Raw genomic sequence first — 24,859 nt, forward strand, 5'->3', positions numbered from 1 at the left:
TGAATACAAATGGATTATTATCACTATTTTGATGGAATTGTCTTAATGAGACAGGCGTATCGCGAGAAAGATATGCTTGTTAAAATTTTGACGAGAGACCATGGAAAGTTGATGTTCTTTTTACGATATGCACAGCAAAGCAATCATCCATTAACAGCTGCGACACAGGTGTTTACAAGAGCAACTTTCCTTGGGCATATTCATCAAAATGGGTTTAGTTTTCTTAAGGATAGTCACGATATAAAGCCTGCGACGATTGTTTTACAAGATGTAAAGGCACAAGCAGTATTAGCGTATTTAACACAATTAACAGATGCGGTGATGGATGACCATATCGTGAATAAGACGGTCTTCCAATTGCTTTGGGATTGTATTGAAGCGATTAATAATGGTGTTAATGCAGAAGTGATTTTACACTTCTTTGAAATCAAAATTTTACGTTATTACGGTGTAGAACTGGAGTGGCAACATTGTGTTGTGTGTCATAAAGATAGGGACTTAGTTGATTTTTCTATACAGAAACACGGATGCCTGTGCAGTAACCATTTAGACGAAGATGAGTACCGCATGCAACTATCTAGAAAAGCATTATATGTAGCAAGGCAATTAGCTCTTGTGAATTCTCCAAAACAAATCGGCTCTATTCAGTTGTCGAGTGAGACTACAAGTGAATTAAGACGCCTGTTTGACACCATTATGGAAGAGTATGTGGGCATTCGTTTGAAGAGCAAAAAATTCTTAGATCAGATGGTCGAATGGGAAACGTTAATGCAGAAAAGAGGACAAGATTAAGAGTAGCGCAAAACGCTGTCTTTACTTGACTTTTTAAGCAATTATCGGTACTATAGTGAAAGATTAATAGGACGTTGACAGTGAGATTTTTAATGATAAAATGTCAAAGAGAATATGGGCTGGTGGAATCCATATCATGGTTCATTAAAAGTGGCGCACTTGAGTCTATCAACAATGAAGCTTGGTTTTAAACCAAGAAATTAGGGTGGAACCGCGATTAGTCGTCCCTATGTATGCTTTTTGTGTACATAGGGACTTTTTTATTTAATCAAAGGAGGAAGTAGTATGGATTTTACAATGATCATTCCGGCTTCAGAATTCAAAGATTTTCAATTGAAAGTTGTCTCTCTTGCACCGATTAAAGTCAGTGTGATTGGCCATGAGGATGAAGTGTTGGAAGAATTCCAAACAAGTGCTAATCATTCAATGTACGGTTTTAAAACAAAGAATGAAGCGATTAAAGAAGTAAAATGTGAAGTGATTCCTGGAGTGATTTATGAATTCTATCCAGTAGTGAATGCACAATAGAAAGGGGAACAATTATGGCAAAAAAACTTAGTGTTCAAGAAATTATTTTAACATTACAAAATTATTGGTCTAACCAAGGATGCTTGCTTCTTCAAGCATACGATACTGAAAAAGGGGCAGGGACAATGAGTCCTTATACATTCCTTCGTGCAATTGGACCAGAACCTTGGAATGCGGCATACGTGGAACCTTCACGTCGTCCTGCAGATGGACGTTATGGAGAAAATCCAAACCGTTTATTCCAACACCACCAATTCCAAGTGGTGATGAAACCATCTCCTGAAAATATTCAAGAATTATATTTAGGAAGCTTAGAAGCTCTTGGAATCAACCCGTTAGAACACGATATTCGTTTCGTAGAAGATAACTGGGAAAACCCTTCACTTGGCTGCGCTGGTTTAGGATGGGAAGTATGGCTTGATGGAATGGAAGTGACTCAATTTACGTATTTCCAACAAGTAGGTGGATTAGAGTGTCATCCTGTAACAAGTGAGATTACTTACGGTTTAGAACGTCTTGCTTCATACATTCAAGAAGTGGAGAGTGTTTATGATTTAGTTTGGACTGGAGATGTTAAATACGGAGATATCTTCACTCAACCAGAATATGAACATTCTAAATATGCTTTTGAAGAAAGTAATGCAGAATTATTAATGCAATTATTTACAGACTTTGAAAAAGAAGCCACTGTATTAATGGAAAAAGGCTTAGTTCACCCAGCTTATGACTATGTATTGAAATGCTCACATGCATTTAATTTAATGGATGCTCGCGGAATTATTTCAGCAACAGACCGTGCTGGATTCCTTGGCCGTATTCGTAAAATGGCTCGTACCATCGCGAAAACTTTCGTGGCTGAACGTGAAGCTTTAGGATTCCCATTATTGAAAGAGAAATAAGAGAGTTTGGAGGAGAGAGAATGACACAATCATTATTATTAGAAATCGGTTTAGAAGAATTACCTGCTCAATATGTTCGAACAAGTTCTGAACAATTAGCAAAACGTGTGGAAGACTTCTTCAAAGATGAAAATTTAGCATTTGAATCCGTAGAACCATTTGCGACTCCAAGAAGATTGGCAGTTCGTGTCAATGGATTAGTAGAAGAACAAGCAGACCGCGAAGAAATCTTTAAAGGACCATCTTTAGCAATTGCGAAAAAAGACGGTGCTTGGACAAAAGCGGCTGAAGGATTTGTTCGTGGAAAAGGATTAACAACAGATGACATTTATGTTGAAGAAGTGAATGGTGTTGAATACATTCATGTAAAACAACATATTACTGGTAAATCAACAAAAGAAGTTGTTAAAAACCTATCTTCTGTGATTACAGATATGAAATTCCCAGTAACAATGCGTTGGGCAGCTCATACATTTGAATACTTACGTCCAATTCACTGGATTGTTGCGTTATACGACAATGAAGTCATCGAAGAAATCGGCGTATTAGAGGTAAAAGCCGGACGTACTTCAAGAGGTCATCGTTTCTTAGGAAAAGAAGCAACCATTGAAAGCCCAGAAAGCTATGAAAAAGCTTTGGCTGAACAATTTGTCATCGTGAACCAAGAGGAACGTAAAGCTTTAGTTCGCAAGCAAATTGAAGACCTAGCTGCTAAAAACAACTGGATTATTCCAATTGATGAAGATTTATTAGAAGAAGTAAGCTCAATCCTTGAATACCCAACAGCATTTGCGGGTACTTTCGATGAAAAATACTTAGTCGTTCCAGAACCAGTATTAGTTACATCAATGAAAGAACACCAACGCTATTTCGTTGTATATAACCAAGAAAAACAATTATTACCATTCTTCGTTTCTGTTCGTAACGGTAACGACTACATGATTGAAAACGTTGCTAAAGGAAATCAAAAAGTATTAACAGCTCGACTAGAAGATGCTTTATTCTTCTATGAAGAGGACTTAAAGATTCCGATGACAACTTTCTTGAAGAAATTAGAAACATTAAACTTCCATGCTAAAATTGGTTCTATGACAGAGAAAATGGATCGCGTGCAATTACTTGTGGGACGTCTTGCAAAAGAATTGAACTTACCAAGTGATGTTGTTGTTACAGCGCAACGTGCAGCTTCTATTTACAAATTCGACTTAGTAACAAACATGGTTGGTGAATTCCCTGAATTACAAGGAATCATGGGTGAAATCTATGCGTTGAAACAAGGAGAAACTGCTGAAGTAGCTCAAGCAATTCGTGAACACTATATGCCAACAAGTGCAGATGGTGAATTGCCTTCGTCTGTTCCAGGTGCCTTACTTGCGGTTGCAGATAAGTTAGATACATTCTTGAGCTTTACGGCTGCTGGAATGCTTCCAACTGGTTCAAACGACCCTTATGCATTACGTCGTCAAGTAATGGGGCTCGTACAAATCCTTGCAGCTTTTGAATGGAACATCGAAATTGAAGACTTTACTAAATTATTATTAGGTCTTGATTACGCAGAATTCTTATCAGGTAAAGAGGAAGAAGTTGAAGCGTTTATCTTAAGCTTTATTCGTGAACGTGTAGCACAACGTATCGCTACGATTACAAAACGTCATGATATTATTGATGCCGTTGTAAACAGCAATACTTCATCAGTTCCTGAACAATTGAAGGCAGCAAAAGTTCTTTCAGCCGTTTCAGAATCAGAAGAATTCAAAGGAATTACAGAGGCCTTAAATCGTGTTATCAATATTAGTGCGAAAGCTCAAGATGATGCGAGTGGCGAAATTTTAGAGGAACGCCTTGAAACAGAAAGTGAACGTAACTTAGTGAAAGCTATTCAAGAGTTGAATGAAAAAGTAGGTTCATTAACGCCTGAAGAATTATACAGTCATTTAGAAGTAATGGCACCAAAAATCAATGATTTCTTCAATGAAAATATGGTTATGGTAGACGATGAAGCAACTCGTCGTAACCGCCTAAGATTCTTAGGATTGCTATCTCAAATTATTTTAGATTTCGCAGATTTCACATCATTAATCGTTAAATAAGAACCCTCACACAGAAAGGAGAGTGAATGAAATGGCAGTATTTTATGATCGTGCCACGATTCAAGTCAAAGCCGGAAAAGGTGGAGACGGAATGGTTGCGTTTCGTCGTGAAAAATACGTACCAGATGGAGGTCCGGCTGGTGGAGACGGCGGTAAAGGCGGAAGTGTTATTTTTAAAGTCGATTCAGGACTTAGAACCTTATTAGATTTCCGTCATAAACGTCATTTCAAAGCAAAACCTGGTGAAAACGGCATGAGTAAGAGTATGTATGGCCGTGGAGCGGAAGACTTAATCGTTAAAGTTCCACCAGGAACAATCGTTAGAAATGCGGAAACAAAAGCACTGATTGCTGACTTAGTAGAAGATGGGCAAGAAGTAGTAGTTGCTAAAGGAGGTCGTGGTGGTCGAGGAAATATTCGATTTGCAACTCATAAAAACCCAGCTCCAGATATCGCTGAGAACGGGGAACCAGGGGAAGAGTTTGAACTCGATTTAGAATTAAAAGTTTTAGCTGACGTTGGGCTAGTTGGATTCCCATCAGTAGGGAAATCAACTTTACTATCCGTGATTTCAAGTGCAAAACCAAAAATTGCAGACTATCACTTTACAACATTAAACCCTCAATTAGGAATGGCGCAGTCTCCAAATGGTGAGCAATTCGTTGTAGCAGACTTACCAGGATTAATTGAAGGAGCACACACGGGTGTTGGGCTTGGAATCCATTTCTTGAAACATATCGAACGTACAAAAGTATTACTTCATGTGATTGATATGGCCGCTATGGAAGGCCGTGATCCTTTTGAAGACTACAAGATTATTCAAGAGGAATTAGGAAGTTACCACTTGCGTTTATTGGAACGTCCAATGCTGATTGTGGCGAACAAGATGGACCAACCACAAGCAGAAGAAAACTTAGAGAAGTTCAAAAAAGATTTAGCAGATAGTCTGTCCGAAGAGCAAGAAATGCCTGAGATTTTCCCGATTTCTGCGTATCGTCGTGATGGACTTCAAGCATTACTTGCTAGAACGGCTGAAGTGTTAGAAGAAACAGAATTCTTCCCATTAAACGAAGAAGTAGTAGAAACACATATCGTTTATGGATTAGAGGAAGAAGAAGCACCGTTCAAAGTGACAAGAGATCCAGATGGTACTTGGGTACTGTATGGTGACAAGATTGAAAAACTATTCAAGATGACAAATATGGAACATGATGAGTCAGTAATGAGATTCTCACGTCAATTACGTGGAATGGGTGTGGATAGCACTTTACGTGAAAAAGGCGCTGAAAATGGCGATTTAGTACGTATTCTAAACTTCTCATTCGAGTTTGTTGATTAAGGAGTTTTGAATATGATTGATAGAAGTGAGATGGAAAAACGTTTTTACGTATCTTCATTTGACGGCCTAAGAGCGATAGGAATTCTTAGTATTATTATTTATCACTTGTATTCTTATCGCCTGCCGGGTGGATTTCTTGGGTTGGACATCTTCTTGATTTTAGCGGGGTACTTTATGACGAACCGACTAATGACAAGTTTGATGAATGATGGCAAAATCCCTTTGAAGCAGTTTTTATTAAAACGTCTAGCACGTATTGCACTTCCTTTAATTGCAATGCTCGTTCTAGTATTCATTTATATTACGCTGTTTCAAAATGAAATGTTGGTGAATCTAAGAGGATCATTTACTTCCAGTTTAGTTTTTTTAAATAACTGGTGGCAGATTTTCCAAGCTCAAACGTTTATTCCAAACTTATTAACGGAAAATCCATTTGAACACTTATGGTATATTTCATTAGCCTTTCAGTTTTACCTATTGTGGCCAATTGTATTTGCATTCTTAAGTTTATTCCTTAAGAAGCATAATTCATTATTTGTGGCAATTGTAGTGTTAGCTACTGCTTCATTTGGATTAATGCTCTTTAGTTATAAAGGTGCAGATTCATTAACGTATGTCACAATGAGCACAGGAACTCGATTATTCTCAATGCTGATTGGTTCATGTACGGCATTGCTATATCCTTTAGATCGTTTCCAAAAGGAACATAAATCTAGAGTGCCATATGAGCAATATTTAAGATTAATTCCGATCGTGTTAATGTTCATCTTGTTATTTACACTTGGACGTAACGAAGATATTACGTATCGTGGAGGAATGTTGATCTTTGACCTAACAGTAGCTGCTGTTATTTTGATGAGTGTACATCCTAAGGTAGGAACGGGGATTTTATTCCGTTTCAAACCATTAACTGTGATTGGTCGTAGAAGTTTATCGTATTACTTATGGTTCTTACCAATTATTGTGTTATACCAAGCAAAAATTGGGATTGCTGGTTCGAGTAATTTAATTCAAGGCATCATCCAATTAGTACTCATTCTTTTCTTTGGAGAAGTTTGGTATCAAGTGTTTGAGAAGAGACGTTATCTACAAATAGTTCGAAAATTGATGGGGCTGTTGAACGAAAAAACAGCTTATGGAAAACAAATTTTATTTGGGATCTGTGCAGTGCCACTCATTATTTTAGCGGTAGGACTTGTACAGTCTACAAGTAAATTATCTGAACAAGAGGCCACTCTTACAGAATTAATCCATACGAACCAAACAATTGTGGATAATACCCAACAAACAGATAAGAAACTATTGAAGACGATTAACAACGTGGTTGGATTAACGCGTGAAGAAACAGTCTTTAGCAGTAATAGTTCGATTACCTTTATTGGGGATCAATCGCTACTTGCAATTGCGAATGAACTAACAACGATTTATCCAAATGCTGTGATGCATGCGACACCGATTGCCCAAGTAACAGATTTAGCTTCAACCATTAATGAACTGAAAGCAAAGAATCTATTACATGACACTGTTGTTTTAATGTTTGGTGCCAATAGTGCCTTTACAAAAGGACAATTGGAACGTGAATTAAAACGTATTGGGATGGAAAAACAAATCTTCCTTGTTACGACAACAACGTCTAAAACATGGAGAGACGATGTGAATAATGTCTATGCTTCTGTTAGTGAGAAGTATTCGAATGTCCATGTTCTTGACTGGAATGAATATTCCAAAGACCAAGATTGGTTCTATTCACATAAATCATATGTAACAGAAGTAGGAGCTCATGAAGAAGCGCTCTTCTTTGCGAAGAAAATTTATGAAACATTGAGAGGAAATTAAAATGGAATTGCAATTTCTAGGAACAGGCGCTGGCGTGCCTTCTAAAATGAGAAACGTCACTTCAATTGCATTAAAGCTTCTCGATGAGATTAATGAAGTGTGGTTATTCGATTGCGGAGAAGCTACACAGCAACAAATTTTAAATACAAATATTCGTCCAGGAAAAATCAAGAAGATTTTTATTACTCATATGCATGGTGATCATATCTTTGGGTTACCTGGACTACTGACGAGTCGTTCTTTCCAAGGGGGAGAAGATGATTTGACCCTCTATGGTCCTAAAGGAATTAAGAACTTTATCGACACAACGATTCAAGCTTCTTGTTCGAAATTGGGATATCCTTTAAAAGTGGTTGAATTTGAAAAAGAAGGACTGCTTTTCGATGATAAACATTTTAAAGTGGAACTAAAACGACTCGAACATGGAATTCCTTCATATGGCTTCCGTATTACAGAAAAAGATCAACCTGGCGAATTGCAAGCTGACCGTCTAAAAGAGTTAGGGATTCCTTTTGGGCCACTCTATGGCAAGTTAAAAAAAGGGGAGACAATTACTCTAGAAGATGGAACTGTCGTGAATGGACAAGATTATATTTCTCCAGATATTAAAGGACGCGTTGTGACCATTTGCGGAGATACTCGTAAATGTGAGGCTAGTGAAATCTTAGCGTATCATTCAGATGTTCTTGTTCATGAGGCAACATACGAAGGAGATAAAGGGCAACAAGCCTACCGTCATTTCCATTCGACGAGTCTTCAAGCGGCTGAAGTTGCCAAAAATGCCGAAGTTAAGCGACTTTTGTTAACGCATATTAGTGCGCGCTATATTGGAAAACAATCTCAAGAGTTGGAAAGCGAAGCAAAAACCATTTTTGAGAATGTTCAAGTTGTAAAAGATTTCGATATTGTGAGTGTTGAAAGGATTAAACATCATGAAGGATGCTAAATGGTTTTCAAATCAAGTGGTTCTTGTGACGGGAGCTAGTGGTGGACTAGGTGCACAAATTGCGCTTGAATTGGCCAGAAGAGATGTACAGTTAATTCTTGTGGCTCGTAATGAATCAAAGCTAGAACAAGTAGCAGCAGAGTGCAAATCGTTCACTTCTAAACCGGTTGATATCTATTCGTGTGATTTAACCAATGATGCGTCTGTTAATGAGTTACTAGCGACTCTTGATGAATCATATAAGATTACGATGGTAATCAACAATGCAGGTCTAGGGTACTTTAAATTAGCTAAAGACCTAAGTGAATCTGAGATTAGTCAAATGCTTCAGTTAAATTTGAATGCATTAATTAAAATCACGCAGCATTTTGTTCCTCGTTTTATCGAAGCAAAAAGCGGAGTAATTGTGAATGTTGCGTCCCAAGCTGCAAAATCAGCGACTGCTAAATCGTCCGTGTACTCAGCAACTAAATTTGGAGTGTTAGGATATTCGAATGCATTGCGTTTAGAATTAAAACCTTATGGCATCCATGTGATGACCGTCAATCCTGGACCGATTGCGACAGATTTCTTTGATAAAGCGGAGCCGACCGGGAAATACTTAGAGCAATTAGGCTCTGTCGTACTAGATCCAGTGAAGGTAGCAGGAGAAGTTGTTAAAGGGATTGAAAGAGAAAAACGTGAAGTGAATTTACCAAAATCGATGAACTTTGCGAGTAAATTAAATGTATTATTCCCGAAAACAGGAGACAAACTATTAGGGAGTATTTTCGATAAAAAGTAGAGGAGGTGTACGATGAGTTTTGCAAATTATGCATGGAAGTTAAAAGAGAATGTGGATGAAGAACTCGTAACATCTCTTTCAAGTGAAAGTGGCGTATCCGAAAATCTCGTTCGTTTATGTGTGGAACGTGGCGTTCAAACTATAGAAGAACTACAAGAGTTTCTTTCGCCAACCCCACATCTTATCCATGATCCTTTCTTGTTACATGATATGGATAAAGCGGTAGCACGTATTCAAGAAGCTATTGAAAATGGTGAATTAATTCATATATATGGCGACTATGATGCAGACGGGATTACGAGTACAACGATTCTCTATGAAACTCTTGAAATGCTAGGGGCTCAAGTATCGTACTATTTACCGAATCGCTTTACAGATGGCTATGGTCCCAATATTCCAGCGTTCCAACGCGCTATAGAAGAAGGGCATACACTCATTATTACGGTAGACTGCGGAATTGCTTCGCGTGAACCAATTCATTATGCGATGGAAAATGGGTGCGATGTGATTTTGACGGACCACCATGAGATTCCAAGTGAACTTCCAGAAGCCTATGCCGTTGTTCATCCTCGTCATCCAGAGGCAAACTACCCGTGCGGAGATTTATCAGGTGCTGGTGTTGCATTTAAGCTTGCTCACGCGCTTCTAGGAGAGTTTCCAGAAGAAATGGTAGAATTAGCCGCGATTGGAACCATTGCGGACTTAGTGAGCCTTACAGACGAAAATAGAACAATCGCTAAACTAGGTATCAGTCAAATGAAACAAACGCAGCGTATTGGCCTTGTTACTTTGATTGAGAAGTTATCCGTTAAAGTTGATAAATTAGATGAAAAGACGATAGGCTTTCAGATTGGACCACGCCTAAATGCATTGGGTCGACTTGGAGATGCTACTCCAGGGGTTCAATTGTTGACAACGTTTGATGATGAAGAAGCAGCGAGTATTGTTGACTTTATGCAATCTGAAAACGAAAGACGTCAAACAATTGTGAATCAAATTGTTGAAGAAGCCACTCCGCTTATTCACGAACAGATGAATCAACCAATTCTTGTATTAGCTCAACCAGGCTGGCATGAAGGGGTTCTTGGAATTGTAGCGAGTCGAATTGTCGAACAGACTGGTAAACCAACGCTTGTGTTAGGGATTAGTGAAGACGGCTTAACAGCCAAGGGTAGTGGTCGTTCGTTTGGAGAATTTAATCTCTATGATGCGTTAACCAGTGTGAAAGACCACCTTCTAAAATTTGGTGGGCATCATATGGCGGCTGGTTTGACAGTTGAAACGATTGTGCTTCCAACGATTATCGAAGGCCTTGAGCAGTATGCAAAAGACCATCAAGACTTGTTAGATGCGAAAGCTACTTTGACAATTGATGAAATTCTTCCATTAAAAGAGATTACGGTTGATTGGATTGAATCATTAGCCAGTCTCAAACCATTTGGTACGGATAATCCAGAACCGGTTGTTTCTCTAGAAGGCATCCAAGTGGCGTCAACACAATTACTTGGTGCGGATAAACAGCACTTGAAGCTTAATTTGAAAGAGGCCAATTCGTCAAATACACTTCAAGCGATGGCGTTTAGTAAAGGGGAATGGGCAGCTTCTCTTCAGCCAAATACGAAGATTAGTATTGCTGGGACTTTAGAGATTAATGAATGGCAAAATAACAGACTTCCTCAATTAATGGTGAAAGATATTGCTGTTAAAGGTAGAGTCGTGATTGATTGGCGCACTTCTAAGATTACAAAAGATCATCTTGCTGTTGAAAATGCACTTTATCTAGCTACAAACGACGTATACTTGAAGGAACTAGAAACAAGAATTCCAAGTACTTCAAGTGTGATGGATTTTGCATCATTTGTAGCTGCAAACGAAAACCCAACTGCTAAAGCAATTGTGTTATTCGACCTGCCAGAAAAGATTGAAGAAGTGGAAGCTTTCTTTAAAATGGAATGGACACAGCCACTTTATGTCATCGCATATACGAAGAATTCGGTTGTGACAACAGGCATACCTGATAAGCCTAAGTTTGGTCTGGTGTACAAATATATCCAATCTCATGTGCAAATTCCTTACAACGAAAAACTAGTTTCGGTGGCTAGATTCCTCAAAATTCCAGTTGAACAGTTCCGAGTGATATTAAAAGTGTTTTTTGAGTTGGAATTTGTTAAAATAGTAGATGGACATTTAATGATTAACGAAAGACCAAAAACAAATGACTTAGAAGAGTCAACCTTATTGAAAAAGTTAAATGAACAAATGTTGCTTGAAAAGAAATTCAACTATAGCCAGTTCCAAGAACTTAAGAGTTGGATGGATTCACAACAAGGTAAATAAAAGGAGGAGTTCTCAATGAACTTGAAAGAATATATTGCTAGTGTTCCAAACTATCCTAAAGAGGGTATTATTTTCCGTGATATTTCTCCATTAATGGCGGACGGAAAAGCTTATCAATATGCAACACAACAAATTGTTGATTACGCTCGTAGAATTGGCGCTGAAATGATTGTTGGACCAGAAGCACGTGGATTTATCGTTGGATGTCCTGTAGCGTATGAGTTAGGAATTGGATTCGCACCAGCTCGTAAAAAAGGAAAATTACCTCGTGAAACAGTGGCTGTAGAATACGATTTAGAATACGGTTCAGCTGAATTGCACTTACACAAAGATGCTGTAAAACCTAGTCAAAAAGTTCTAATTTGTGATGACTTATTAGCAACAGGTGGAACAATGGCTGCCGCTGCTAAATTAGTTGAAAAGCTTGGCGGTGAAGTAGTTGGTTTAGCTTTCTTAATAGAGTTAACAGACTTAAAAGGTCGCGAAAAAATTAGCGAATACGACATCTTCACATTGATGGAATACACTGAAGACGAAAGATAATAAATAAAGAAGACTTCCTTAGCCAGTTGCTAGGGAAGTCTATTTTTTTATTTTCTCAATTCTTCTAATAGAGCTTTGGCAGTTTCTTGATTTAAGTGAGTAGCTTTAGCGAGTAAGTTCATAAGATGTGGCAGTTCTTCTTGGGTTGCTCCAACTGCAAGTCCCAATGATTTTGCTTGGAGTCGCATATGTCCTTTTTGAATGCCGTCCGTCACAAGAGCTCTTACAGCAGCAAGGTTTTGCGCTAAACCAATCGAGGCAATAATTCCTGCTAATTCAACAGCACTTGGATGACCGAGTAACTCGTGTGCAAATTGTGCACCTGGATGAATGGAAATAGAACCTCCAACCGTTCCAACAGGAAGTGGAAGAGTGATAGTACCCACTAAGTTTCCACCTTCATCCTTTGTCCAGCTTGTCAGTGGTTGATATTTCCCGCTTAAACTTGCATAGGCATGAGCACCTGCTTCGATTGCTCGCCAGTCATTTCCGGTAGCGATGACGACAGAATCAATACCATTCATAATGCCTTTATTATGCGTTGTTGCACGGTATGGATCTGCTTTTGAAAATTCACTTGCTAAAACGATTCGATTGATCACGTCTTCACCTTTAGTCGTTCTAGTATCTAAGATTCTTGGTGAGAGGACACATCTAGCTGTCACAACTGAATTTGTTGCAAGATTCGAAAGGATAGCCATAATACTTTCACCACAAGTCGTCGCTTCAATTGGAGACACAAGGGATTCGAGAATGGTGTTCAGCATATTTGCTCCCATCGCTTCCTGTGTATCAACAGATACATAGAAAATGTAGAATCGTTCCTTGTCAGTAGACTTTTCTTCTACCCAGATATCTCGTATACCACCACCGCGCTTCACGATAGAAGGGTGCGCGTTATTAGCAATTGTAAATAATGATTCTTTCTGCTCCTTAAGTTTAGCATTTACTTCTTCAAGTGTTAGAGGAGATTTTACAATGGCAATTTCTCCAATCATTTCACGCTTTTCTTGAATCGTTGTAGTTCCACCAGCCATGTTGATTAGTTTTGAAGCATAGCTTGCTGCGGCAATTACAGAAGGTTCTTCCGTTACCATTGGAACAATATAGCTTTTTCCATTCACAATTAATTCTGGAACGATTCCATACGGAAGACCGTATACTTCAATTTGATTTTCTACCATTTGGTTAGCAATGGACTCTGGTAGTACAAGACCTTTTTCGAGTAGTGCTTTGGCTTCGTTCGATAAGTTTGGATGATTTAATAAAGTTTCTTTTCTTTCTTCAAGAGGCTTTTGATAAAACTTGTAAAAAGGGTTGTTTTGCATCGATGTGCTCCTTTCATGCTTTCATTCAGTATAACAAATTTTTAGTGTTTGCGGGTATGATACAGGTAAATTTTTCGAAAATGAGGTACACTAGTAAACGTGAAAGGAGAGATTTTATGGAATTAATTCGTGAATTGAATGGTCGCCGTTTGATTTTAACGGCAGATGAAGAGTATCAAAAAGAAGCAGAAGATATGCTCTCTTTTGTAGAAGAATATTTTGAGGAGAATTGGGACGAGGTAGACACTTTAATTCCAATCCATTATGGACAAGTGAAAGTCATTCCAAAAGAAGAAGATTTCCAAGTAGTAGTTCAAAATTACGAACATAAACTATTAGATGAATGGGTAGAAGATTTCTCTTATTTCTTAGATATTATTCGTAAAACGATTCAAACTGGAAAACGTACGAAAACATTAGGACGTCTCATTCCATTCCGCTTTGATGGACCTTTAGTGATTGCCAACCATACTTTTGAAGTGGATGAGTGGTATGCGCATCGTTTTGATGACGAAACTTGGTATATTGCTCCAATCGATCAAACGATTGATCCGCAACCGATAGAAGGAAATCAAGCGTATGAAATCTTTCCAGATTACCCAGAATTATATGAAATAATGCATTTACCAACCGACTATATTATCTTATTCAAAGGGCATGAAATAGTTTCAGTATTGAATACAGATAGTGTCGATGTGTGGGACTAGTCAATTACGAAAGGATGTACTATGGTAGAATCAATTTGTCGTATGAATCATGTTGTGAAGGCGTATGAGTGTAACTGGAAAGGAGAGTTATCTCTTAGCCATGTCGTTGGGATTATGATGCTTGCATCGCGTAAACAAGAACGCAATCTAGCACATCCTGATTTGATCTATCAAAAAGGCTTATCGTGGATTGTGATTCAAAACCAATTAACGGTGAACCGCCTTCCCAAATTAGAAGAAGAAATTATTATCGAGACAGAACCAGTTGGATATAACAAGTTCTTCACGTTCCGTCGTTATACGATTTTGTCTCTAGACGAAGAAGTACTAGTAGACGCAATAACGACATTTTCAATGATTAATATTGAAGAGAGAAAACTCATTTCATTAGATGAAGAAGTATTAAGTGAATATCCAATTGAAAATAAAAAGGATAATCGCCGAAATCCAAGAGTTCCAAAAATTGATTTGGACAACGCAAGTGTTCAAACTTACCGTGTTCGCCTCAATGATATCGATTATAATCACCATGTGAACAACGCGAAGTATTTTGATTGGGTAATGGATAGCCTTGGAATGGAATTTATTAAGACACACAGTTTAAAATCAGTCCTTGTAAAGTATGATAAGGAAATTCTTCCAGAAGCGTCCGTTAAGAGTTTTTATGAAGTTCGACAAACTGAAAACGGGGTTCAAACATTACATCAATTGGAATCAGATGAACAAAAATGTTGCCACTTATCTCTTGAGTGGGAAACAAAGTAAAATCCTTGTATTTTCAGAGGAAATAGGGTACAATACTTTTTGTGTAAAATATGCAGCAGAAATATAGAAGCTCGTCAACAGTCCTAGCCTTTAGGGTAAGGTAGTAACCGCGGCTGCAAAGGTGAACCCTTGTAGCGACTGCACGAATCGAAGATTTCGCGATTATTTTACTCCAAAAAATAAACAATTATTGGAGGAATGTTCAATGTCACGTTACACTGGACCAAGCTGGAAGTTATCTCGTCGTTTAGGCATTTCACTTTCAGGAACAGGAAAAGAAATCGCTCGTCGTCCATACGCACCAGGTCAACACGGACCAAACAGCCGTAAAAAATTATCTGAGTATGGTCAACAATTACAAGAAAAACAAAAACTACGTCATATGTACGGTATGAACGAACGTCAATTTGCTACTTTATTCAAAAAAGCTGGCAAAATTAAAGAAGGTAAACATGGTGAAAACTTCATGGTTCTTCTTGAACAACGTTTAGATAACGTAGTATACCGTTTAGGTTTAGCAACTACTCGTCGTCAAGCACGTCAATTAGTTAACCACGGTCACATCACTGTGAACGGCAAACGCGTAGATATCCCTTCATTCCAAGTACAAGTTGGCGATGTTGTGGGTGTTCGTGAAAAATCACGTAACTTAACAATCATTAAAGAAGCTTTAGAAGCTTTATATGGTCGTCCAGAGTTCGTTACTTTCGACGAAGAAAAATTAGAAGGTTCATTAAACCGTCTACCATTACGTGACGAGTTAACTTCTGAAGTTGACGAATCACTAGTCGTTGAATACTATAACAAACTTGGCTAATCTTATTAGACAATTTCAAAACTGGAATTCACTATTGTGGATTCCGGTTTTTTTATTTATAATTTTTATGAAAGCACAGTAAATAATTATGATAGAAAGAGGTTGAATCAAATGATCCGTTATGTTGAAAATCCAGTTGTCACTTTAGAAGCGATTCTGCCTTTATATGAAGCAGTAGGGTGGACAAATTATACACAGAATCCAACCATGCTTAAAGAAGCTTACAAAAATTCTCTTCATATATTAGCGGCGCTTAATGAAGAAGGAAAACTCGTTGGTGTATTGCGCGCGGTTGGAGATAGGGCGTCTATTCTGTTTATTCAAGATATTTTGGTAACTCCTGAATACCAACATGAGGGGATTGGTACAAAATTGTTACAATTGACGTTAGAAAAGTACAAGAATGTGTATCAAATTCAACTAGCAACAGATGATTCAACGAAAACAGTTTCTTTTTATGAGTCTAATGGATTCACAAGTTTAACTTCTCTAAATTGCGTTTCATTCATATATACAGGAAATAAGTGAGCAAACTTTACCGACTTTTTACGATTCTATGATAGAATGAGAGAGTAAATTAGAGGAAAGAGTTGATACAATGCAATTAACAATCGATAAAAGAGCGCAAGCATGGTTTGAAGAAGAAATGGGTGTATCTAAAGAACGTGGTGTTCGTTTCCTAGGAAAGGTATACGGATGCAGTCCGATTAATGAAGGATTCTCACTAGCAGTTGAAGTAGATGCTCCAAGCAATCCTTATGTGAGCGTTGTTGAAAATGGAATTACTTATTTTGTGGAAACTGGTGACGAATGGTTCTTCCATGGTCATAATTTAGAAGTAGGCTTTGATGAAAAATTAAAAGAACCAAGTTACAGTTATACAAAAATTGTAGACTAATATTTATATAGAAGAAACAGGGGGTGAGGCTTATACTTACTCCCGTTTTTATTGGACATTTTTGCCTTTGTAGAGTACAGTTAGGTAGTTATGAAACGAAGAAAGGATATATAAAATGACAGAACCTGCAGTAAAATATAGACTGATTAAAACTGAAAAACATACAGGCGCTCGTCTTGGAGAAATTATTACACCACATGGTACATTCCCAACACCAATGTTTATGCCGGTTGGGACACTTGCTACGGTAAAATCAATGTCTCCGGAAGAATTAGATGAAATGGGCGCAAATATCATTTTAAGTAACACCTATCATTTATGGTTACGTCCTGGTGCGGATATTGTTGATGAAGCTGGTAAACTCCATAACTTCATGAACTGGAAGAAAGGGATTCTAACCGATTCAGGTGGATTCCAAGTATTCTCACTTAGTGATATGCGTCGTATTGAAGAGGAAGGAGTTCATTTTAGAAACCATTTAAATGGATCTAAATTATTCCTATCTCCTGAAATCTCAATTGATGTACAAAACAAACTCGGTGCGGATATCATCATGAGTTTTGATGAGTGCCCAGATTTCCACCATACGCATGATTATGTGAAAGATTCAATTGCTCGTACGACTCGTTGGGCAGAGCGTGGACTAAAGGCTCATAAATCACCAGATACACAAGCGTTATTCGGAATCTTACAAGGTGCTGGTTATAAAGATTTACGTATTGCTCATGCTAAAGACATGGTTTCTCTAGATTTCCCAGGATATTCTATTGGTGGATTGTCCGTTGGTGAAACAAAGCAAGAGATGAATGAAGTGTTGGATTACTTAACACCACTCATTCCAAATAATAAACCTCGTTATTTAATGGGAGTGGGGTCACCTGACTCATTAATTGATGGTGTTATTCGCGGAGTTGATATGTTTGACTGTGTACTACCAACACGTATTGCTCGTAATGGTACTTGTATGACAAGTGCTGGGCGTCTTGTAGTGAAGAACGCGAAATACGAGCGTGATTTCCGTCCATTGGATGAGAAATGTAATTGTTACACATGTCGTAATTATACACGTGCTTACATCCGTCATTTATTTAAGACAGACGAAACATTTGGATTACGCTTAACAAGTTATCATAACTTGTACTTCTTATTAAACTTAATGAAGCAAGTTCGCCAAGCGATTATGGATGATAACTTATTAGAGTTTAGAGAAGCTTTCTTTGAAGAATATGGCTTCAACAAAGAAAATGCTAGAAATTTCTAAAGAGTATAGAAATAGAGCAATTTTTTTGATAAAGTAAAAACATAAAATTGGAAATGAGGTAAGATTATGGATCAAATGACATTATTAATTGCGTATATCGTTGTAGCAGGGGGAGCATTCTGGTTCTTCGGACGTAAGCAACGTCAACGTGCTAAAGAAATTCAAGCGCAAAGAGATGCGATGAAAATTGGAGATAAAGTAGTTACAATTGGTGGATTACACGGTGAAATCTACAATATTGATACTGTAAAGCATACAGTTGACCTTGATTGCGAAGGAGTTATCCTTACATTCGAACGCGCTGCGATTCATCACGTTGTTACTGAATCTGCTGCAACAAATAATGAAGTTTATACTGATGAAGTAGCAACTGAAGAAGAGTAGTCAATGGATAAAGAGAGTTTAAAAAATCAATTTAAAACTTGGTTGTATTATAAAGTCAGCGAGTTTAATGACTTAGGCTATACAACAATTGAAACGGAAGATCTCGCACATTATTTTGCGGATTACCGCTGGAAGAAGACTCTTCCTGATAATCTGTTTGAGCAAATCTTTCAGATTAATCAATTAAACATTAATGAGTATTTTGATTTTGAATCTTTAGAAGCACAAACCAATAAAGAAATCACACTTGAAGACATCAATTTAAGTGAATTGTTTTAAATAAGAAGCTAGCATTTGTGATATGTACCCAGAATCCTGGACACATTTTTAAATTAAGCTGAACACATGGATGCTTCCCTGTATTGAACAGGTGGCATCCATTTTGTTTTTTCTTGAATTCTTTTGTTATTGTAATAATCTATATATTCTTCCACAGCTGTTTGAAATTCCTTAAAAGTAGAATATTCCTTTTCAAAACCGTAGAACATTTCGTTCTTCATTCTGGCGAAAAATGTTTCTATAATGCAATTATCATAACAATTTCCTTTTCGGGACATTGATTGAATAATCCCTCGTTCTTCTAATGACCTTTGATAAAATGCGTGTTGATATTGCCAACCTTGATCAGAATGAAGAATCAATCCATTAACATCAGGGAATTTTTTGAAAGCTATATTTAGCATCCTTTGAACCTGTTCTAAGTTGGGATTTAGAGAAAGATCATAGGAGATTATTTCATTAGTAGACATATCTAAAATTGGAGAAAAGAAACATTTTCCCCAAGAAAAAGTGAATTGAGATACATCTGTACTCCATTTTTGAAGTGGCCTATCGGCCGTAAAATCTCTGTTAATAATATTAGCAGCAACTTTCCCAACATTGCCTTGATAAGAATGGTATTTTTCTTTAGGGCGTTTTCCAAACAATCCATTTACATGCATAAGACGTTGAACTCTTTTATGATTAACAACGAAGCCTCTACGACAAAGTTCTTGATAAATTCTTCTAACGCCATATATACCTTTATTTTCATGAAAGATTTTTTTGATTTCTGATAATAAATCACAATTCTTCTCAGCTACAGCATCAACTCTATTCAATTCAAAATAGTAAGTAGATTTAGCCATTTTCATCGCTTTAAGAAGATGTTTTAGTTGGTATCCTACTTCTCGTAATTCCTTGATGATCGCTGCTTTCTCGCCTTGAGAAGCGCAGCTTCCTGTTCTTTTCTCAAGGCCCTCAGTTTTTTTATAACAGCAATTTCAGCTTCTAAATATGCATTGCGTTCACGTAATCGAACTAATTCTTCTCGTTCAGATTCTGAAAGGTTATCAAGCACAGCTTTTTTATTCATAATAGGCTCCTTAGATAATGGTCGTCCTCTTTTCTTATTCTCTAAACCATTATATCCATAAGTTAGATACTTGTGAACCCAACAACTTAATAATCCATCACTTATTCCCGCTGAAAAAGCAACCTCTGTTAGAGCTTTCCCATTTAAAATCTGTAAAACAAATGTCAATTTTTCTTCTACCGTCCAATTTCTTTGTTTTTTAACGCGCTCCAATCCTTTAGGGCCGTGAATTTTTTCAATTTTATCCCAATTCAGTATTTTTCTTCTAAAACTCTGTTGCTTAACTTTTTCAGGCGTTTCTACCCATATTCCTTGTCGATACAATTCTACACATTTCATTTTGAATTCAAATGAGTAACGCATAATAAATACCCCCTTTACTGGTTTGTCCAGTAAAGGGGGTACATATCATTGCTAAGCTTCTTTTTTATACTAAAAATAAGGTAAAGGCTTTCAAAAAATCCGCATAAAGTATTGATATTTTAGGAAAAATGACTAAAATGAAGATATAGGTTAGGAATTTATTATGAAAGGGGAAATGAAAATAAATGAATATGTTTTCATTAATAATTTTTTTAATGAAAGTCATTTACATTTACCGAAAAATAGTGTAAGATAAGAATGTGATAAAAATAACAAACACTGGGGGAAATCACAAGTGAGTGAAGAAAAAAACAACAACCAAGTACAACAAGAAATCAACCGTCTCGTGGAGAATGGGTTGAAAGCCTTAGATGAGTTCTGCTTGTTAAATCAAGAACAAGTTGACTACATTGTGGCAAAAGCATCAGTTGCTGCGTTAGACCAACACGGTGTATTAGCACAACATGCAATCGAAGAAACAGGACGTGGGGTTTTCGAAGATAAAGCTACGAAAAACTTATTTGCCTGTGAACACGTGGTGCACAACATGCGTCACACTAAAACAGTTGGCGTTATTTCAGACGATGACGTAACTGGATTAACTTTAATCGCAGAACCAGTAGGGGTTATCTGTGGTATCACACCTACAACAAACCCAACTTCAACTGCAATTTTCAAAGCGTTAATCGCATTAAAAACACGTAACCCAATCGTGTTTGCATTCCATCCATCAGCTCAACAAAGTTCAGCACACGCAGCTCAAATCGTTCGCGATGCAGCAATTGCAGCAGGAGCTCCCGAAAACTGTGTGCAATGGATCGAACATCCATCAATTGAAGCAACAAACGCTTTAATGAACCACGATGGAATTGCTACTATCCTTGCAACAGGTGGTAATGCAATGGTTAAAGCTGCATACTCTTGCGGTAAACCAGCTCTTGGGGTTGGTGCAGGTAACGTACCAGCTTATGTTGAAAAATCTGCTAACATTCGTCAAGCAGCTCACGATATCGTAATGAGTAAATCATTCGATAATGGTATGGTGTGTGCTTCTGAACAAGCAGCAATCGTTGATAAAGAAATTTACGATGACTTTGTTGAAGAATTAAAGAGCTATCACACTTACTTTGTAAACAAAAAAGAAAAAGCATTATTAGAAGAATTCTGCTTCGGTGTAAAAGCAAACAGCAAAAACTGTGCTGGTGCTAAATTAAATGCGAACATCGTTGGTAAGCCAGCAGCATGGATCGCTGAACAAGCTGGATTCTCAGTTCCAGAAGGAACTAACATTCTTGCTGCAGAATGTAAAGAAGTTGGCGAAAAAGAACCTTTAACTCGCGAAAAACTTTCTCCAGTAATTGCAGTACTTAAATCAGAATCTCGCGAAGACGGTATTGAAAAAGCACGTCAAATGGTTGAATTCCACGGTTTAGGACACTCAGCAGCGATTCATACTGAAGATGCTGAATTAGCTAAAGAATTTGGACGAGTTGTTCGTGCAATTCGTGTGATTTGGAATGCTCCTTCTACTTTCGGTGGTATTGGGGATGTTTATAACGCATTTATCCCATCATTAACATTAGGTTGTGGTTCTTACGGACGTAACTCAGTTGGGGATAACGTAAGCGTTGTAAATCTATTAAATATCAAAAAAGTAGGGAGACGTAGAAATAACATGCAATGGTTTAAAGTTCCATCAAAAATCTATTTCGAACGCGATTCAATTCAATACTTACAAAAAATGAAAAATGTAAGCCGTGTAATGATCGTAACTGACCAAGCAATGGTTAAATTAGGATTCTTACAACGTGTTATTGAACAATTAGAATTACGTCCAAACAAAGTAATTTATGAAGTATTCTCAGACGTAGAACCAGATCCAGATATCACAACAGTAAACCGTGGGGCTGAAATCATGAAGAGCTTCGAGCCAGATACAATCGTTGCACTTGGTGGTGGTTCTGTAATGGATGCTGCGAAAGTAATGTGGATGTTCTACGAACAACCACAAGTGGACTTCCGTGACTTAGTTCAAAAATTCATGGATATCCGTAAACGTGCATTCAAATTCCCAGAATTAGGAGAACGTGCTAAATATGTTGGTATCCCAACAACTTCTGGTACAGGTTCTGAAGTAACACCATTCGCGGTAATTTCAGATAAAGCAAACAACCGTAAATATCCATTAGCTGACTACTCTCTAACACCAACAATTGCTATTGTTGACCCAGCGTTAGTTATGACAGTTCCTGATTTTGTAACAGCTGATACTGGTATGGACGTGTTAACTCACGCAATTGAAGCGTACACTTCAACACTAGCAAACGACTATACTGATGGATTAGCATTACAAGCAATCAAATTAGTATTTGAAAACTTAGTAAGTAGTGTGAAAAATGCTGATTTCGTATCACGCGAAAAAATGCATAACGCTTCTACAATGGCTGGTATGGCATTTGCCAATGCATTCTTAGGAATGAGCCACTCTATGGCTCATAAGATTGGTGGATTCTTCCATACAGTTCACGGACGTACAAATGCGATTCTATTACCTTACGTAATTCGTTACAATGGTACTCGTCCTGCTAAAGCAGCTACATGGCCAAAATACAACTACTACCGTGCGGATGAAAAATTCCAAGATATCGCTCGTATGTTAGGATTACCATCTTCAACTCCTGAAGAAGCAGTAGATGCACTTGCTAAAGCTGTTTACGAATTAGGGGAAGCTGTAGGTATCGAAATGAACTTCAAAGCACAAGGTGTTAACCACAAAGAATGGTTAGCTACAATTCATGAAATTGCAATGCTTGCTTATGAAGATCAATGTTCACCTGCGAACCCTCGTTTACCAATGGTAGCTGATATGGAAGAAATTCTTGCTGACGCATACTTTGGATATAAAGAACGTCCAGGTCGTATCAAATAATTCATTTTGAATCTAAAGAGTCTTAGGAGTTTTCTAAGGCTCTTTCTTTGCTCTGTTTTTCAGCCGTAAAATATGCTATACTGTTAGGGAAATGAAAGGAGATGGCTTATGACACCCAATAAAGAAGATTACATTAAAACAATCTATAAATTAGGCGGTAAAGATGAATTCGTTACGAATAAAGCCATCAATCAAATGTTGGACCTTTCAGCAGCTTCAACGACAGAGATGTTAAACAAGCTTGTCCATGATGGTACGGTAGAATACATCCGTTATAAAGGTGCCAAATTAACAGGGAAGGGAATTAAAGTTGCAGAACGCCTGATTCGTTCTCATAAAATCTGGGAAGTCTTTCTAGTAAATTCTTTAGGGTTTAGTGGCGAGTCTGTTCATGATCAAGCTGAAGTCCTAGAACATACCTCAACCGTTGAAATGACAGAGCGATTAGCGGAATTTTTAGGAAATCCAACGCATTGTCCTCATGGAGAAGAAATACCACCATTTTCAGAATAAAATAGCAATAGAACTGGTCTTTTTTGACCAGTTTTTTTATTTTGACTCTAGTATTTGTTGCAAAATTTTAGTACAATAATAGTACAGTTTAAGTAAGGTGTTTCATTTTTTTAATACAGAGGGGATATTATGACATCAAAGCATCAACAAATTATTCGTTATATTGAATCGTTGCCAGTGGGAGAGAAAATCTCTGTGCGTTCAATTGCGAAGAACATGGAAATGAGTGAAGGTACCGCTTATCGTGCCATTAAGGAAGCAGAGAATATTGGGATTGTTTCAACCATTGAACGTGTTGGAACGATTCGTATTGAACGAAAAACAAAGGATAATCTTGAAAAACTTTCTTTTGGTGAAATTATTAAAATCATCGAAGGAGAAGTTTTTGGTGGTCACGAAGGATTAGATAAAATTTTAAACCGCTTTGTTATTGGTGCGATGACTTTAGACGCCATGACGCGTTATATTCAACCAGAATCCCTTGTGATTATCGGGAACCGTGAAGATGCGCAATTACTAGCATTGAATCAAGGAGCCGCTGTTTTAATTACTGGGGGATTCCAAGCAACGCCACAATTAATTCAAAAAGCCGATGAACTTAAAATTCCATTGATGGGAACAACGTACGATACATTTACTGTTGCCAGCCTCATCAACCGTGCAATGACCGATCAATTGATTAAGAAGAAAATCATGATTGTCGCGGATATTTATAATGATATCGAAAACACGAATTATTTAAAAATGGATCAAACTGTTAAAGAGTATCGCGATTTGAGTCAAAAGACTGGAAATTCACGCTTCCCAGTTGTCAATCATTCAAACAGACTAGTAGGGGTTGTTTCTGCTAAAGATATTTTAGGAAAAGCGGATTCTCTGACGATGGAACGTGTGATGACAAAGAATCCATCTGTGTCAAAATTACATGCTTCTGTAGCCAGCGTAGCACACTCAATGATTTGGAACGGGTTAGAGATGTTACCTGTTGTTCAAGACAATATGGAACTAATAGGAATTATTTCAAGACGTGATGTTATGAAGGCAATGCAACTGACACAACGACAACCACAAGTTGGAAATACATTTGAAGATGATGTAAGTGAAAACTTAGAAATCGTTGAAGTGAATCCAACTGCTGCAAATTTCAGCTTTACGGTAACACCACAAATGACGAATAACCTTGGGATGCTTTCTTTTGGTGTATTATGTGAAGTGGTCTCTGTAGCTTCTAAAGAATTTATTCATAGAAGTCAACGACGAAACACCGTGATTGAACAATTAGAAATGCACTATTTGAAGATGATTCCAATCGAAAGTCATATTGTGATTCAAATACAAATGCTCGATAATGGTCGTAAAGTTTCGAAATTAGATATTTCGGTTTTATTGGAAAATTCAATTGTTGCTAAAGCAATTATGTCAAATCAATTAATGGAAAGAAACTAA

24 protein-coding genes are annotated in these 24,859 nt (G+C 37.5%); 21 read left to right on the plus strand and 3 right to left on the minus strand.

Annotated elements, in window-relative coordinates:
• Positions 1-9: 9 nt before the first annotated feature.
• The 10 genes from recO (at position 10) to O3793_RS00375 (ending at position 12,094) form a co-directional block, all read left to right on the plus strand.
• Positions 10-792, plus strand: a complete 783-nt coding sequence (gene recO, locus O3793_RS00330) for a DNA repair protein RecO (RefSeq protein WP_371444733.1) — start codon at positions 10-12, stop codon at positions 790-792.
• Between the two features lie 285 nt (positions 793-1,077).
• Positions 1,078-1,320, plus strand: a complete 243-nt coding sequence (locus O3793_RS00335) for a hypothetical protein (protein ID WP_371444735.1) — start codon at positions 1,078-1,080, stop codon at positions 1,318-1,320.
• Between the two features lie 14 nt (positions 1,321-1,334).
• Positions 1,335-2,219, plus strand: a complete 885-nt coding sequence (glyQ, locus tag O3793_RS00340; RefSeq protein ID WP_005605637.1) for a glycine--tRNA ligase subunit alpha — start codon at positions 1,335-1,337, stop codon at positions 2,217-2,219.
• 20 nt (positions 2,220-2,239) lie between these two features.
• Positions 2,240-4,309 carry a glycine--tRNA ligase subunit beta gene (glyS, locus tag O3793_RS00345; RefSeq protein ID WP_371444736.1) on the plus strand — a complete coding sequence of 690 codons (2,070 nt, stop codon included), beginning with the start codon at positions 2,240-2,242 and terminating at the stop codon, positions 4,307-4,309.
• A gap of 31 nt (positions 4,310-4,340) precedes the next feature.
• Positions 4,341-5,648, plus strand: coding sequence for a GTPase ObgE (obgE, locus tag O3793_RS00350; protein ID WP_371444738.1), 1,308 nt, complete (start codon positions 4,341-4,343; stop codon positions 5,646-5,648).
• A 12-nt stretch (positions 5,649-5,660) separates the two neighbouring features.
• Positions 5,661-7,484 carry an acyltransferase family protein gene (locus tag O3793_RS00355; protein ID WP_371444740.1) on the plus strand — a complete coding sequence of 608 codons (1,824 nt, stop codon included), beginning with the start codon at positions 5,661-5,663 and terminating at the stop codon, positions 7,482-7,484.
• A 1-nt stretch (position 7,485) separates the two neighbouring features.
• Positions 7,486-8,430: a ribonuclease Z gene (gene rnz, locus O3793_RS00360; RefSeq protein ID WP_371444741.1), complete on the plus strand. Its 945-nt coding sequence runs from the start codon at positions 7,486-7,488 to the stop codon at positions 8,428-8,430.
• Positions 8,417-9,214 carry an SDR family NAD(P)-dependent oxidoreductase gene (locus tag O3793_RS00365; protein WP_371444743.1) on the plus strand — a complete coding sequence of 266 codons (798 nt, stop codon included), beginning with the start codon at positions 8,417-8,419 and terminating at the stop codon, positions 9,212-9,214. Before rnz ends, O3793_RS00365 begins: the two co-directional genes overlap by 14 nt.
• A gap of 12 nt (positions 9,215-9,226) precedes the next feature.
• A complete protein-coding gene (gene recJ, locus O3793_RS00370; RefSeq protein ID WP_371444745.1) occupies positions 9,227-11,551 on the plus strand; it encodes a single-stranded-DNA-specific exonuclease RecJ in 2,325 nt (774 codons plus the stop codon).
• A 15-nt stretch (positions 11,552-11,566) separates the two neighbouring features.
• Entirely contained in the window at positions 11,567-12,094 is a 528-nt protein-coding gene (locus O3793_RS00375) for an adenine phosphoribosyltransferase (RefSeq protein WP_371444747.1), read from the plus strand.
• Positions 12,095-12,141: 47 nt separating this feature from the next.
• On the opposite strand, the gene O3793_RS00380 is transcribed toward O3793_RS00375, so the two are convergent.
• A complete protein-coding gene (locus O3793_RS00380) occupies positions 12,142-13,422 on the minus strand; it encodes a hydroxymethylglutaryl-CoA reductase, degradative (protein WP_371444749.1) in 1,281 nt (426 codons plus the stop codon).
• Between the two features lie 116 nt (positions 13,423-13,538).
• On the opposite strand from O3793_RS00380, the gene O3793_RS00385 reads away from it, so the two are divergent.
• The 8 genes from O3793_RS00385 to O3793_RS00420 all read left to right on the plus strand — a co-directional run bounded on the left by O3793_RS00385 (position 13,539) and on the right by O3793_RS00420 (position 18,533).
• Positions 13,539-14,129, plus strand: coding sequence for a hypothetical protein (locus O3793_RS00385; protein ID WP_371444751.1), 591 nt, complete (start codon positions 13,539-13,541; stop codon positions 14,127-14,129).
• 21 nt (positions 14,130-14,150) lie between these two features.
• Complete coding sequence (locus tag O3793_RS00390) at positions 14,151-14,894, plus strand: acyl-[acyl-carrier-protein] thioesterase (protein ID WP_371444753.1); 744 nt, start codon at positions 14,151-14,153, stop codon at positions 14,892-14,894.
• 205 nt (positions 14,895-15,099) lie between these two features.
• Entirely contained in the window at positions 15,100-15,711 is a 612-nt protein-coding gene (rpsD, locus tag O3793_RS00395) for a 30S ribosomal protein S4 (RefSeq protein WP_005605618.1), read from the plus strand.
• A gap of 111 nt (positions 15,712-15,822) precedes the next feature.
• The gene (locus O3793_RS00400; protein WP_371444755.1) at positions 15,823-16,239 is read left to right on the plus strand and encodes a GNAT family N-acetyltransferase; all 417 of its coding nucleotides are present in this window, start codon (positions 15,823-15,825) and stop codon (positions 16,237-16,239) included.
• 70 nt (positions 16,240-16,309) lie between these two features.
• Positions 16,310-16,609 carry a HesB/YadR/YfhF family protein gene (locus O3793_RS00405; RefSeq protein WP_371444757.1) on the plus strand — a complete coding sequence of 100 codons (300 nt, stop codon included), beginning with the start codon at positions 16,310-16,312 and terminating at the stop codon, positions 16,607-16,609.
• 115 nt (positions 16,610-16,724) lie between these two features.
• Positions 16,725-17,870, plus strand: a complete 1,146-nt coding sequence (gene tgt, locus O3793_RS00410) for a tRNA guanosine(34) transglycosylase Tgt (protein ID WP_371444759.1) — start codon at positions 16,725-16,727, stop codon at positions 17,868-17,870.
• A gap of 66 nt (positions 17,871-17,936) precedes the next feature.
• The gene (yajC, locus tag O3793_RS00415) at positions 17,937-18,254 is read left to right on the plus strand and encodes a preprotein translocase subunit YajC (RefSeq protein ID WP_371444760.1); all 318 of its coding nucleotides are present in this window, start codon (positions 17,937-17,939) and stop codon (positions 18,252-18,254) included.
• Positions 18,255-18,257: 3 nt separating this feature from the next.
• The gene (locus tag O3793_RS00420; RefSeq protein WP_371444761.1) at positions 18,258-18,533 is read left to right on the plus strand and encodes a post-transcriptional regulator; all 276 of its coding nucleotides are present in this window, start codon (positions 18,258-18,260) and stop codon (positions 18,531-18,533) included.
• 53 nt (positions 18,534-18,586) lie between these two features.
• On the opposite strand, the gene O3793_RS00425 is transcribed toward O3793_RS00420, so the two are convergent.
• Positions 18,587-19,441: an IS3 family transposase gene (locus O3793_RS00425; protein ID WP_371445090.1), complete on the minus strand. Its 855-nt coding sequence runs from the start codon at positions 19,439-19,441 to the stop codon at positions 18,587-18,589.
• Positions 19,417-19,971, minus strand: coding sequence for a transposase (locus O3793_RS00430; protein WP_371444763.1), 555 nt, complete (start codon positions 19,969-19,971; stop codon positions 19,417-19,419). Before O3793_RS00430 ends, O3793_RS00425 begins: the two co-directional genes overlap by 25 nt.
• Positions 19,972-20,266: 295 nt before the next feature.
• On the opposite strand from O3793_RS00430, the gene adhE reads away from it, so the two are divergent.
• The 3 genes from adhE (at position 20,267) to O3793_RS00445 (ending at position 24,859) form a co-directional block, all read left to right on the plus strand.
• Complete coding sequence (gene adhE, locus O3793_RS00435) at positions 20,267-22,900, plus strand: bifunctional acetaldehyde-CoA/alcohol dehydrogenase (RefSeq protein ID WP_371444765.1); 2,634 nt, start codon at positions 20,267-20,269, stop codon at positions 22,898-22,900.
• 108 nt (positions 22,901-23,008) lie between these two features.
• On the plus strand, positions 23,009-23,413 hold the full coding sequence (locus tag O3793_RS00440) for a metal-dependent transcriptional regulator (RefSeq protein ID WP_371444767.1): 405 nt from the start codon (positions 23,009-23,011) through the stop codon (positions 23,411-23,413).
• A gap of 129 nt (positions 23,414-23,542) precedes the next feature.
• The gene (locus O3793_RS00445) at positions 23,543-24,859 is read left to right on the plus strand and encodes a DRTGG domain-containing protein (protein ID WP_371444769.1); all 1,317 of its coding nucleotides are present in this window, start codon (positions 23,543-23,545) and stop codon (positions 24,857-24,859) included.

Source organism: Granulicatella sp. 20925_1_28 (genome assembly GCF_041433575.1).
Taxonomy (GTDB): domain Bacteria; phylum Bacillota; class Bacilli; order Lactobacillales; family Aerococcaceae; genus Granulicatella.